The sequence below is a fragment of the Paenibacillus sp. EB106-05-06-XG162 genome (assembly GCF_058791655.1).
Genome location: NZ_JBYTDT010000001.1, coordinates 262989 through 276829, shown reverse-complemented (window position 1 = coordinate 276829; position 13841 = coordinate 262989). Strand labels below are relative to the sequence as shown.

Here is a 13841-nt window from a genome sequence, read left to right as displayed (position 1 = left end):
CTAGGACGCTTATTATAACGACTTGCCTCACGCGCCCTAGGGTTATGGTTGTTTTCGATCTAACTGTGGCCTGGAGCCGGATTATTTAATCTGCGTCTCGGCCTGAGACTGCGCGTCGCTAAGCACTTGGTCAATATTTTTACCGCCCAAATAATTCTGAAGTTCTACAACCAGAATATCTTCAATCGCATAGGTCGAATTACCATAATTCACTTTCGGAATTTCGGATGTCCATTTCGCAAAATCCTTCACGATCTGTTGACCGCCGAAGAAATCATCCGTTTTCGCGTATGCTTCGCCTTGACTTGCCGCTTTCAATGTTCCGAGTGCGCCTACTTTGGTTAACAAGGTCTGATACATATCTGCATCCGATCCGAAAGTTTGAGCCAAGAAGTCTGCCGCTGTCTCAGAGCCCGGAATATTCATCACATACCATGAGCTTCCGCCGAGGTTCGTTGCATGGACAGAGCTAGGTGTATCCGGAAGCTTCGGCATTGGCAGGATCGCCCATTTGCCCGATTGCGCTGCTTCTGCTTTGACCGAAGGCGTAATCCAGTTGCCGGTCGGAACCGTTGCAACATCCCCGTTGTTGAACGCCGCAATGAATTGACTCCAGTCCGCAATGACTTTGACAATGTTCGCATCCATCATCTCTTTGTACAGTTCAAACGACTTCTTAAGCGCTGCATTGCCGTTCAGATCCGGTGTCTTGCCATCTTCCTTCAAGTACCAGGAGCCCGCCGATTGGATCATCATCCGCAGAATGCCGAGGTCATTCGGATCCAGCGTAAGCATGTCTTTGCCTGTTTTTTCTTTGACTTTCTTCCCGACTTCAATATATTGCTTCCAATCCATATCCTTCAGATCTTCCAGCTTATATCCCGCTTGTTCGATATAATCCTTACGGACATACAGCCCTGCTACACCGGAGTCGAAAGGCACACCATATTGCTTCCCGTTCAAGCTCGACGAACCAATTTTATAATCCGCGAAATCTTCCGGCTTGATCTTGCCCGTCAAATCGGTGAAGGAATCTGGATAAGATTGCAGGAAGCCTTGCGCGCGATAATCTTCAATCAGAACGATGTTCGGCAGACCCTTCGTTGTGCCAGAATTTAAGCCTGTATTCAACTTCTGGATAATATCCGCTTGCGCGTTGTCGACAATGTTGATTTTGACATCGGGATGCTTCGCATTGTAAGCTTCCTTCGCGACATTCAGTGCTGCGATGTTAAAATTCGGGTCCCACGCCCAAATCGTGATTTCCTTCGCAGCAGTCTCCTGCTTACTGGTTGTGCCGCCTGATGCAGCAGGCTCTTTTTCTTTCTCTGCTTCTTTTGTTCCTGAAGAACATGCCGTTAACAGCAACATGCAGGTCAGGAATAATACCAATGTCTTCTTCATTGTTTCAGCCCCTCTTTCATTTGTTGTCCATGACCTTCCGATGTGCGCCGCATGGTCTGCAAACGCTTACCGGGAGCTCTGACATCATCGTAGCACCGTGCACTTTGCGATCGTTAGCAATTTCTTTGTGCAGATTTGTCGTTTTATCGCTTCTATGAATGCGATTACAAAATAAACTTGTCATTTGTTTGGATATTGGTAATTTTATTCGATTTCGATCAGTGGCAGCGTGATTTGCACCCGCGTCCCTTCGCCTAACTCACTCGTCATCGTCACGCCATAATCATCGCCGTACAGAAGCCGAATTCGATCATGTACATTGGCAACGCCTACGCCTGAGAACAACTGCCGGGATCGTTTGCGTCTTTTCGATTTCGCTTCCGCAAGCTGTTGCATATCCATCCCATCCCCGTTATCCATCACCTCACATATCAATTGCTGCGGCGTCTTGGAAATAAGCACATGAATCACGCCTTCCCCCTTCACATTAAAGGCATGGAAGAAGGCATTTTCGATAAAAGGCTGAATGATTAGCTTCGGCACATGACAGGTAATACAGTCCGGGGCCACGAAATACGTCGCTCGGATCCGTTCACCGTAACGAACATGATTAATAAACACATAATGCTTCAAGTTCACAAGCTCCTGCTCCACGGTAATGGTCTCGCTAACGTTGCTAATGGTGTTCTGCAAAAGAGAGATTAAGGCATGAATCGTCTCCACGGCCTTCTCCTTGCTTCCCTGCTGTACCAGAAACTTCACCGAAGCCAGCGTATTGTACAAGAAATGAGGGTTAATCTGCTGCTGCAAGGCCGCAAGCTCCGCTTTTCTCTGCCCCTTCTGCGTCTCGACGAGCTGATCAATGTAATCATTAATCTCATCCAACATGTCATTGTAGGCGTGCCCGAGCTGTCTGATCTCATACCCGCCAGACACCTCAATATAGTTACGAAAGTGACTGCGGTTGACCTTGGACATTTGTCTAGCCAGCTGGGTTAGCGAACGTGTCATTTTACGGGATATCAAAAAGACGATGATTAAGGCTGCGAGTACGATCATCAAACAGATGAGGACGATCCTCTTGGTATTGACCACCTGTCCCAATACATATTTCTGATCGATCATGTTGACGAGGTACAAGTCGTATGCAGGCAAATACTTGGACAGAATAAGCTGGTCCCTGCCCATCACATGTGCCTTCTTGAGCTCAAGCGGCTGCTGCTGGAACTCCTGCGCATAAGACAATATTTCGTATTGGGACTGCCCGATCAGCTCCGTACGGTTGCTGGATATGACCAGCCCTTCTTGATCGATGAGCATCACATCATTCCCTATACTTGTGAAACTGCTATAGAAAGGCTTGAAATCATCTTCGTCGATCGTAATGTACAGCATCCCGTAATCCTGCCCCGTTGTTCTCTCCATCAGCACCTTCGTTGCAACGATAATGGGCTTGCCGCTTACGGTACCGTGCTTATCCATGAACAATTGATACTTGAGCTTTTTCGGATCGGCATGGGCGTTCTGCGTTAGGATGCTGTCCTTCAGTTCCTGCGCCGTAGGCTTGCCGGAGTTGTAATTGCCCGAATAATACCGCCCGTTCACGCCGACAATGGCAACACCCACGGAATAAGCGTCGACGGTAGACTGAATCCGTTTCATTTGCTGCGTCATGATGTAATAAGACGACATTGTCTTGGTTGACTGGTTCGACTCCTTCTCTGTTAAGAACGTCTTGAGTGTCCCGCTCTGCTGAGCGTTGTTGGCTGCAGTTACGATCGAATAGTGGAAAGATTCGAAGTTGCTGCGGATCTGGTCGATCACCTTGGAATTCGTGATGCTGAAGGTCTTCAAGAATAACTGCTCGGACATTTGTACGTTGACCCATACGACGGACACGGCGATCGCAATAATACAGATGACCATGACGACGAACATTTTAATAAACAAGCCATGAAATTTTAATCGTTCCAATAGCGCATGCATCGGCTGCCAACTCCTAGAATTGATTGTATTGTCTGCGGTACTGGCTTGGGGACAGTCCCGTGTTCCGCTTGAACACTTTGCAGAAGTAACTGTGATCGCCATACCCTACCATGCTGCCAATGTCCGAAATCGGCGCATCGCTATAGCGCAATAAATCAGCCGCCTTATCGATTCGCACTCGATTAAGATGCTCTTTGAACCCTTCATGATGATGGGCAGCGAAGAAAGTGGATAAATACGACGGATTAAAATGAAAATGTTTCGCCATTTCTGTGAGGCTGATCGGCTCGGCGTAATGTTCATCGATATAATCCAGCAATAGACGTATGCTAGGGTTTGTCGTCTGCGACGCCTTATCGGCATAGACGCACTGCCCCAGCTGCATCTGGAATTTCTCTAGCAGCTCCACGACTTCAAGAACATGACTCGCTTCATCGATGGCTTTGAAATACGCATATTTGGCGTCATCCAGCAATTTCACGTCATAATTCAACCTTCCCAGAAGATGAATCGCGTTAAAAATCAAATTGCCGATAAAAGACTTGAATTCGAACACGTCCGCTGTATAACCCCGCTCAAGCGCGCCGATATACGTACGTAAGTCCTGAAAGGCGTCATCCAGCTGGAGCCTGCGAAGCTGCTCCATAAACGGATTCAGCGGAAAAGCCTTCACGACCGCACATGATTCTGGAAGTTCACTTGTCATCAGCACAGCATCCATAGGAAGGAAGAACCGGCATGCAAGCAGTTGAAGCAGCTGATTCTGGTAGATGTCTCTCAGCTGGCTTAACGTTTCAAAATCGCTGCTCAGTACCCACTTCACCTCTCCTGTCTCCTGCATGGAGCTCGGGTGAAGGATCGTGAGCTTGGCCGGGAGCGCCCGCCGGTCTTCTTCATTCACATTCAGCAGATGCATCGACATCTTCGGATACCCTGGAATCGAATGCCCTGATAACGCCACAACCTTCATCGACGGTAAGAGGGCTTGCAAGGATTCGAGGACAGGATGTGCAGGAGTTGATTCCCCTTCTCGGCTTGCATCCTGCTGCGTACCTAGCAAATAGAAAGCCGGATGGGGAAACTGTGCTGCGATCAACTGCGAATCGACTTCTGCATCATAACCCGATAGTATCTTCGCAAGCACCGTATCGATCGGTATCATATGATCTTCAAACCGCTCCATTCCTGCGCGAGAAGGGATTCGCGTCACGGTCTTGCGCAGCGCATCGAGCAGCATTCCCGTCTCGAGATGCGGCTTCAGAATATAATCCGAGACGCCGCTCTGGAATGAAGATCGCACATAATCGAACTCGCTGAAGCTGCTCAGCACGATGACCTCGATCTCCGGCCAGCTCGTCTTGATGATCCGGGTCAGCTCCTCGCCATCCATCACGGGCATCACGATGTCTGTCAGCACGATCTGAGGCTGCAGCTCTTCGATCAAGGCCAGCGCTTCCTTCCCGTTCGAGGCTTCACCTACAATCTGAAAGCCATCCTGCTCCCAATGCAGCAAATGCTTTATCCCCTGTCGAACGAGTATCTCGTCGTCAACGACCAACACTTTGTAAAATTCGTTCACATTGATCCCCTCCGTCTGCTAGATTCGAATCCATCAAATTCAAAAAGATGATCTCCGTTCGAACCAGAGATCATCTTCTTATCGTAAATCTCCCTGCCAAACATTCCTGATTCGCAGGGGTTATTGGCTTGCTCGCGCTTGTGCCCACTTGGCGTTCAGTTCCTTCGCGATCTTATCGATTGATTTGCCACCCATCATCTCTTGTCCGATTTTCTTCCAATCGAGCTGAATGGAATTCATATAATGGTTGTAGCTCTCACCGCCAGGACGATAGTTGAACTCTTCGAACGTATTCGATCGATAGAACGCATGCAAGAATGGGACGTCCGCGATAACGCCTTCCATGACCGAGTTCGCCTGCTTCTTATTCACATAGAACAAGTAGGCATCCGAACTGAATAGCCACTCCAGGAACTGCTTAGCCACTTCGATTTTTTTGGACTTGTTGTTAATTCCGAAGAAATTATCTGTAAAGGTCATGACTCTGAGCGGCTCGTCCACGGTATCACGTACAGGTAATGGAAAAGCTGCCAAATCATCAATGTTGCCCACCTTCGTCTGGTATTGCGGCAAATACCACAATCCCGCTGCAATGATAGCGGCCTTCTTCGATTCAAACATGCCCGTCGCCTGGTCATTACTAAGTCTTAATGGATCATTGCTCATCACCTTCGCGTCATACAGTGCTTGAATCTTGCGATAGGCCTTATAGAATGGCGTGTCTTGCGCAAATGGATGGTCTATCCTCGCCATATGGTCATAATAATTCTCGTCTCCCGACTCCAGCAGCGGCATAAATTCATTAAATGGATAGTTCGTCCATGCATCCTTGCCGCCCATCGCGTAAGGCTGATATTTGCCGCTCGCCTTGATCGCAGATAATACTTGAATGAACTCACTCCAGGTCTTCGGGACGTGCAGCCCTAATTCCTGAAATATGCTCGGGTGATAATAGACGAGCTCCGGGAAAGAAATAACGGGCAGAGCAAGCACTTTGCCGTCTACGGCATAATCCTGCGCCTTCTTGTTCTTCGCCGTTACGCTTAATCCATCGAGCGGGAGAAGCTCCTCTCTGAACTCGTTGATAAAATTCGGCTTCAGCTCGATCATGTCAGGCAGCTCATTGGCTGCGAGTCTGACCTTCATCTCTTGAAGGTAATCGCTATCCCCCTTGAACGTCTCAACCTCAATTTTCACGTTCGGCATGACCTGGGAGAACTCGTTCACCTTCTGGGTCCAGCTATCCAAAAATGCGCTGTCCGCATCCCACATGGCCAGTTTTAAGATGATCAAGTCAGCGGGACTACTTCCCTTTTTATGATTGAAGCCCGCCGAATGGCTTTCTGAAGCCAGATGAAGGCATCCAGCGAGCGATAATATCAAGACAATAGACAGCATAACGATGACTGCTTTTCTATACATCATTTGTTCCAAGTCCCCTCACCCTGTTATGCACCGTCTATTACGTACATCTTATCGAAATGTAGTATGCGCTTTCATTGATATTTTTTGGGGTTGTCTTGATATTTTTTGGGGTCAATACGTCTTGTTCGCCAACATATCCCGATATTTCTGTGGACTAACCCCCATATACCGCTTAAAGACCCGACTAAAATGCTCCGGATTCTCATACCCCACTTGATCAGCGATTTCGTACATCTTCATGTCGCTCTGCATGAGCCGCTTGGCTTCACTTAGACGGAGCTTGGTCACGTATTCGATAAAATGCTCCCCCGTCTCCTTGACGAACTGCTTGCTGAGATGGCTCTCAGTCACCTTGGCCCATTCGCTTACTTGACCAAGCGTAATCACCTTGTTGTAATTCTGCTCGACATACTGCTTCACGCGTTCAACCAACCGCTGCGGAATATCGACGCGAACGTTACCCGGATGCAGCAATCCAGCAGTACGAATCACAAGCTTCGTTAGCCAATCGTGCAAATCTTCACGGAATACAAACTGCTCCATCGCCTCATAAGGTTTCTGCTGCGAATCCAGCACATGCGTCCAATTCATCCCCTTGGCATGCAGTAGAACACCTAAACTCCATAGCAGCTCATCATACAGCGATGAACAGCTATCCAACGTGACATGCGACATGTTATGCAATTGACGAAGGCCTTCGTCCAGATACCATCTCCACTGGGAATCCCCCGTTTTCATCAATTGCATCATTCTCGGAAAATTCCACGGTGTGGGCGAGATCTTCTCTGTTCCCAAGACATGTTCCGGATAATACACGCGCCCAGGCCCCTCGGAGAACCGTAAATGCGCGAGCGTACGCGCTTGCTGGTATTTCGCAGGCCATTGCCTCCAATCTGTGCATACATCCGATATGCCTATCGAAAGCGTCATGTTCATAAAGTTCTTGACCATATTGCGAAGGGCATCTAGCATTTCCATCACGCTGCCGCGGCGATTCAAATAACTGGGCGATATATCGATGCATAACAATATCGCATATTCATGCGGCCGTACTTGAATGCATTCAAACGGAACTTTTCCCATCTTCATCCCTTGCTTCAAAACGCGCGCGATATGATCCAACTCCTGATCCTGTGGTTCCGCTGCTTCCCCTGCAGCTGCCTGGGACATGCGATCGGGAAGAACGGACACGATCACTTGTTGATACGATGATAAGGACGACAGCCAAATCTGACTGTCAGCGTCCAGTGATGCTGCGGAAGCCTCCATGGATGGCGATTCACGAAGCAGACCCCGAAGCCAAACTTCCCTCTCGATCAGCACGCGGTCATCGTGGTGATTCTGAGCCAAGCCTTGCTGGCTCGATCGTTCCTTGAGTTGCTGTACAGCTCGATTAATTACTGGAAGAATATGTTCGCGATCCAAGTCAGTTTTCATGATGTAATCCACGGCGCCATACAAGAACGATTTACGTACATAGTCGAAATCCGAAAATGCGCTGAGCACGACGCATAGCGGCGTATTCGGCAGCATCTCTCCCTGAAGCTTCGCGAGCAGGGACAAACCATTCATATTCGGCATATGCATATCTACAATCATTAGATCTACATCTTGCTGATTCACAATTCGGTTCCAAGCCTCTTGTCCATCGGAAGCTTCAGCGACAACAACACATTCCAGTTCATTCCAGGGAATAACCGCACTCAGCGCAAGTCTTACAAGGGGTTCATCATCGACGATCATCACTCGAAACAAACGGCTCATCTCCATTCTAATTCAACATGTTCGGTAAATCCGGATTGCTATGCATCAGAGGCAGCACGACGACAACTTCCGTCCCTGAGCCGAGCTCACTCGTAATGTGCAGACCATATGCCTCACCGTAATTTAATCGTATCCGATCATTGACGTTAGCTATACCGATGCCGCTCAGCGAACCGGCCTTCCTCTCGCTCAGCAGCGCTTCAATGGTGTCATCCTCCATTCCGTTCCCATTATCCGTGATCGTAATCATCAGATTGTTATTCTGTTCTCTTCCGCGAATCCGGACAACGCCTACAGCTTCTTTGCCATAGAAACCGTGTATAATGGCATTCTCTACGATGGGCTGCAGCAGCATCTTCAGAAGATAGGCCTCCTTAATCTGCTCATCGATATCATATTCCACGCGGAACCGCTCCCCATATCGAACCTTCATGATATGGATATATTTCTCGATATTCTGCATTTCTAGCGAAATGGGGATGTACGAACCCCCACGATGAAAGGTAGAGGATAGAAGCTTGATAAAGGAATCTGTCATCTCGACGATATTGGTTGCATTCGACAATATCCCCATAATTTTAATCGAGTTCAACGTATTGACGAGAAAATGCGGATTAATCTGCGATTGTAGTGCATCGATCTCCGCTCGGTTTTTCAGCTTCTCCTGCTCATAACGCTCATGAATCAGCTCTTGGATTCGCTTGATCATGTTCTGGAACGTTTTGCCCAGGACGAAAATTTCAAGCGGCCCGGAGACAGCAAGTTCAACGTCGAAGGAGCCATGCTTAACCTTATTCATCTGCGAAATGAGCGATTTGATCGGCCCCACGATACTGCGTACGAAAAAAATAGATAAGCATAGAAAGATCGCTAAACTCGCAATCGATATACTTATAATAATGTGATAGATATGCTTCACTTCAGCAGTCAACTGATCATACAAATTTAAGTAGATGATTTTCCAATCCGTTCGATCCAATGTGAGGAAGCTAACGAACATCTTCTCTCCGTTCACGCTGGTCTCAAAATTCGTATTCTTCTGATCTAGTGTCTCCACAATCACTTGTTCTCTAACGGAGCTATTCTCACTCGTATCCATCATCACTTGCCCTTGATCATCGAGTATAATAAAGCTCCCCTCTTGATTGGACGTGGAATGCGCTAAGTTCTCAAATGCCTTTGCTTGAATCACGAAAAATATCATCTCGACATCATAAAATGCTGGATCATATTTAGGCGCGATTGCTGCCGATAGTATATACTTATCCTTTGCTTGAACCAGGAAATTCTCTTCGGTACCGACCATATGCACACGCCCTCGCTGTTCAAGGGCTTGCTGATAGAGCGACGTCTTCTTCAACTCCTCTTCACTAATTCGTGCGTTGACATTATGAAAATGCGTTCCCTCGAAATAGTAAGCGCCCCCATTTCGATAGACGAACATCGCAGACACGAAGTCTGGCATGTCATGCAGATAACTTTTCATTTTATTCTCGAGCTGCTCGACGTAATCGAAATTGTCCTTGGTCTGCCGACTACGGTGAATGGATGTCGCAAGAGATACAAGCTTCTCATCCATCCCGATCGATGCGATCGTCCGCATATAGCGGCTGTTCTCCTGATCTATCGTGTAGGAAACTTGCTCCAGCGTCTGCATGGCGCCTGACGTAATATTGGTCAATAGGATATCTGTATAGGCTTTCAATGACAGTGAGGTCACGAGTACGATGGGCATCACAATAACGAAAAAAAACATTACATATAAGATCGATGTGATCGACCATCTTCTCTTCATCCCCATCTCTATACAACCTCCCAACTCGTTGCTCAGTAAAATGACCTGAAACCGCTTAAATATCCCTTATTATAATCAGCAAGGAACGGTTTGTACATCGGCTGGACTTAAAACCCCAAAAAAAGAACCACCTGCTATGGTGGCCTATCCATCTATTATTTCATCGTTCTCCATACCACATATTTACATCCCTCTGGACGCTCCTATCCTTATTTAGCGTCTAAGAGGTCTAACTGCAATGCCTTCCACACCAATTGGGCGAACTGGCTGTTCGACCATGCGAACCAATCACGGGTGAAGATCGATGGATCGTCTTTATGGAACCCTTCATGCATGAAGCCTGTGTCAGCATCGGTTGATTCCAGAATCTCGATCATCTGCAACATTTCATCCGGGTTCACGGCAGTTAATCCTTGCATCGAATAAGCAAGATGCCAGACATAATCCGGCGGCGTATGCGGACTTCCGATGCCGCTCAGCTTCTCGCCCTTATAATAATAAGGATTATCTTCGCTTAGGATAAAGGCGCGTGTATTCAAATACGCTGGATCGTCTGGCGCACAATAGCCGATGTACGGCGCCGACATCAAGTTCGGCGTACCCGCGTCGTCCATCAGGATGTGATTGCCGTATCCATCGGTCTCAAATACGTACACCCGTCCATACTTCGGATGGTTGATCATGCCGTAGAGCTCGATCGCATGCTGGATCTCTTCCTCCATCTGCGCCATCCGTGCGACGAGATGCTCATCTCGATAGACATAACGCACAATTTCCTGCATGTGGCGAAGCGTTACGACCGCGAACATGTTGGATGGAATGTTGAAGTGGAAGTCGCATGCATCGTCGCTTGGACGGAAGCCTGACCAGATAAGACCTACGTTATTAACCGGCATTCCTAGACCTTGTTTGCGCAACGTATCGATCATGATGCCGTTATGCCTTTGGAAGCGATAGGCCGACAGCTCGGCATGCTGCTGCTCGATGCGCCATACATCCAGCATCGAGATGAGCGCATCCTTGAACGTCTCGTCGAAGATCCCGGTACGGCCCGTCTCCTTCCAGTATTGATAAGCAAGGCGGAACGAGAAACACATAGAGTCGAGCTCGAACTTCCGCTCCCAAACCCATGGAGAGCTTGTCGTCTCATCCGTTGCATTCCAATGCCAGTCATTGGCTGTCTCATTAAATGCATTCGCATAAGGATCAATCTGAATATAGAACATGTGGCGTTTAATGACGCCTTCCAGAATACGCTGCAGCGATTCATCGCCCCTCGCAAAAGGAACATAATGGATGACCTGTTCAACGGAATCACGAAGCCACATCGCAGGAATGTCGCCCGTTAGTACGAACGTCGTCCCGTCATCCAGCAGTTTGGTCGTCGTCTCAAGCGTGTTCGGGAAACAGTTCCGAAATAGCTTGCTAAGCTTCGGACGATGAGCCAGACGCTGCTCCGCCTCTGCAAGGGCGCCTTGTATGGCCTGCGGCAGCGGAAATTTCGGCACATCAATAGTCGGTAATCGATGATCTTTCAAGTGGTCTCTCTCCCTCTCCTACCTGATCATTTGGTAACAACGTACAGGCTTGTCTCGTGCAAATCTTCCACATTGCCGCCTACCATAATCCGGAATTCTCCTTGTTCGACGATCCATTCCAAGTTCGGACCGACGAACTGTAATTGTTCAGCGCTGATCGTAAATTGCACGGTCTTCGTTTCACCCGGCTCCAAATGGATTTTACGGAAGCCTTTTAACTCCTTCGCAGGCCGTGTCACCGAACTTACCACGTCGCTCACGTACATTTGCACAACTTCTTGGCCAGCCATGCTGCCCGTATTCGTCACGTCAACCGAGACGATACATGGTTCATTCCATGCGATATGCGACTGATCAAGCCGTAGATTATCGTATTGGAAGCTCGTGTAGCTTAATCCGAAGCCGAATGGATATTGTGGATTTAAATCCGCCTCCACATAACGTTTCCCTTTGGTTCGTTTCGTGTTATAGGAAATCGGCAGTTGTCCCACATGCTTAGGGATGGACAAGGTTAGTCTGCCTGAAGGGTTGTAATCGCCGAACAGAATGTCTGCAACGGCATTCCCTCCTTCTTGCCCCGGATACCAGGCTTCGAGAATCGCGTCGGCATGCTCATCGACCCACGGCTCTATAATCGGCCGTCCGTTCAGGTAGACGACAACGAGCGGCTTGCCTAAGGCACGTAGCTCCTTGAGCAGATCCAGCTGAACGCCTGACAAGCCTAGATCGGCACGGTCGAAGCCTTCCCCGCAATCCATGTCGCTTAAGACCGATTGATCAGTGATGATGGCGGCACCCGTCTTCAAATCGATGGTGCCCTCCCCGAAATCCCTTGCGCTGGAACCGCCCACGACAGCGATAATCGTGTCGGCTTCCGCTGCACATTGGACCGCAGTCGGGAATCCTTCCTTCGATGGGTCCTTAATGCGGCACCCAGGCCCATACTTCACTTCTGCTCGCCCGGCGCATTTCTGCGAAACGCCATCTAACACGGTAACGATTTGCTGCCTCTGCTGCGGCGATGTATAATCTCCCAATTGGTTATAAATGTTGTTCGCATTCGGGCCGACAACCGCAATCTTCCCAAGCGATGAAGACAGTGGGAGCGTGTTCGCGTTATTCTTCAGCAAGACGATGCCTTCCCGTGCCGCTGTTCGAGCGAGCTCGATATGCTCAGCCTTGCCGATGGTATTGGCTGCATGCGTCGGATCGACATAAGGGCGTTCGAATAGTCCGAGCTCGAACTTCATACGAAGCACTCTCCGTACAGCCTCATCAATTTCTGATACGCTTAGCTTGTGGCTCTCCATGGCGCTCTGCAAATATTTGCCGAAGCTGTCCCCTGACATCTCCATATCGACCCCGGCACGAATGGCAAGACATGCCGCATCTTCTTCGCTCTCCGCGACCTGGTGGCCGTGATACAGCATATTGATCGCGCCGCAATCCGTAATAACGAAGCCATCGAATCCCCATTGTTCACGAAGCACATTAGTTAGTAGCTCCTGATTAGACGTACATGGAACACCGTCAACTTCATTGTAGGCCGTCATGATGGACCGAGCGCCTGCTTCAACCGCGCGCTGGAATGGCAGCAGATCCTTCTCCATCAACTCTCGCAGACCCAAATGTGCAGGGGCTGCATTGCGCCCCCCTTCCGAAGCGCCATAACCGACGAAATGCTTCAGCGTTGCAATAATCGATTGATCCGAGTTCAAGGCATCCCCTTGCAATCCATGAACAGCTGCAACAGCCATTTCACTAATCAGAAAAGGATCCTCACCGAATGTCTCCTCCGTGCGTCCCCATCTAGGGTCTCGTACAACATCAAGCACCGGCGAATAGGTTGCCGTGCCGCCTTGCGCACGCGTCTCAACTGCAACGACGCGGCACATTCGCTCGAATAATTCCACATTCCAGGTGCTGCCCATCCCGATCGGAACAGGGAAGACCGTCGATCCAATCGCCATATGGCCGTGCGAGCACTCCTCACCGAACAGAATCGGAATACCGAGTCGCGTATGCTCGATGGCATATTTCTGAATTTGGTTCGTCACTTCGGCACCTTCACGCGGTGTTAAGCCTGTCTCTAAGGTAACCCCAGTCCAAGGATCGGCCCGTAATACACCGTATAACGAGCCGACGCCTCCTCTCGCAATGGCTTCTTTGAAGGAATCTGTCAGTTGAATCTTATCGCCTGCCCTCTCGTAGGCCTGCCATCCAAAAGGTTGTACGAGCTGACCGATCTTCTCCTCGAGGGTCATTCGTTCGAGCAAATCCGCTGCGCGCTCGTCGATGGAATAAGAAGCATCTAGATATTTCATCGTTCACCTCTCCTTACTTTCATTCC

At 48.9% G+C, this 13841-nt stretch carries 8 protein-coding genes; all 8 read right to left on the bottom strand.

Annotation, left to right across the window (positions count from 1 at the left end):
- Positions 1–81: 81 nt before the first annotated feature.
- Positions 82–1404 carry an ABC transporter substrate-binding protein gene (locus AC3WU2_RS00920; protein ID WP_492450500.1) on the bottom strand — a complete coding sequence of 441 codons (1323 nt, stop codon included), beginning with the start codon at positions 1402–1404 and terminating at the stop codon, positions 82–84.
- Between the two features lie 204 nt (positions 1405–1608).
- A complete protein-coding gene (locus AC3WU2_RS00915; protein WP_492450498.1) occupies positions 1609–3390 on the bottom strand; it encodes a cache domain-containing sensor histidine kinase in 1782 nt (593 codons plus the stop codon).
- Positions 3391–3403: 13 nt separating this feature from the next.
- A complete protein-coding gene (locus AC3WU2_RS00910; protein ID WP_492450496.1) occupies positions 3404–4969 on the bottom strand; it encodes a response regulator transcription factor in 1566 nt (521 codons plus the stop codon).
- Positions 4970–5089: 120 nt separating this feature from the next.
- Positions 5090–6394: an ABC transporter substrate-binding protein gene (locus AC3WU2_RS00905; protein ID WP_492450494.1), complete on the bottom strand. Its 1305-nt coding sequence runs from the start codon at positions 6392–6394 to the stop codon at positions 5090–5092.
- A gap of 111 nt (positions 6395–6505) precedes the next feature.
- Positions 6506–8140, bottom strand: a complete 1635-nt coding sequence (locus AC3WU2_RS00900; RefSeq protein ID WP_492452134.1) for a helix-turn-helix domain-containing protein — start codon at positions 8138–8140, stop codon at positions 6506–6508.
- Between the two features lie 25 nt (positions 8141–8165).
- Positions 8166–9959, bottom strand: coding sequence for a cache domain-containing sensor histidine kinase (locus AC3WU2_RS00895; RefSeq protein WP_492450492.1), 1794 nt, complete (start codon positions 9957–9959; stop codon positions 8166–8168).
- 203 nt (positions 9960–10162) lie between these two features.
- Positions 10163–11491 (bottom strand): glycoside hydrolase family 125 protein, encoded by a 1329-nt coding sequence (locus AC3WU2_RS00890; RefSeq protein ID WP_492450490.1) that lies wholly within the window; start codon positions 11489–11491, stop codon positions 10163–10165.
- Positions 11492–11517: 26 nt separating this feature from the next.
- Positions 11518–13815, bottom strand: a complete 2298-nt coding sequence (locus AC3WU2_RS00885) for a glycoside hydrolase family 3 N-terminal domain-containing protein (protein WP_492450488.1) — start codon at positions 13813–13815, stop codon at positions 11518–11520.
- Between the last annotated feature and the right edge of the window lie 26 nt (positions 13816–13841).

Coding starts and splice junctions, on each gene's coding strand:
- AC3WU2_RS00905 (WP_492450494.1), bottom strand. CDS start 6,394: ATGATGTATAGAAAAGCAGTCATCGTTATGCTGTCTATTGTCTTGATA.
- AC3WU2_RS00895 (WP_492450492.1), bottom strand. CDS start 9,959: ATGGGGATGAAGAGAAGATGGTCGATCACATCGATCTTATATGTAATG.
- AC3WU2_RS00915 (WP_492450498.1), bottom strand. CDS start 3,390: ATGCATGCGCTATTGGAACGATTAAAATTTCATGGCTTGTTTATTAAA.
- AC3WU2_RS00920 (WP_492450500.1), bottom strand. CDS start 1,404: ATGAAGAAGACATTGGTATTATTCCTGACCTGCATGTTGCTGTTAACG.
- AC3WU2_RS00885 (WP_492450488.1), bottom strand. CDS start 13,815: ATGAAATATCTAGATGCTTCTTATTCCATCGACGAGCGCGCAGCGGAT.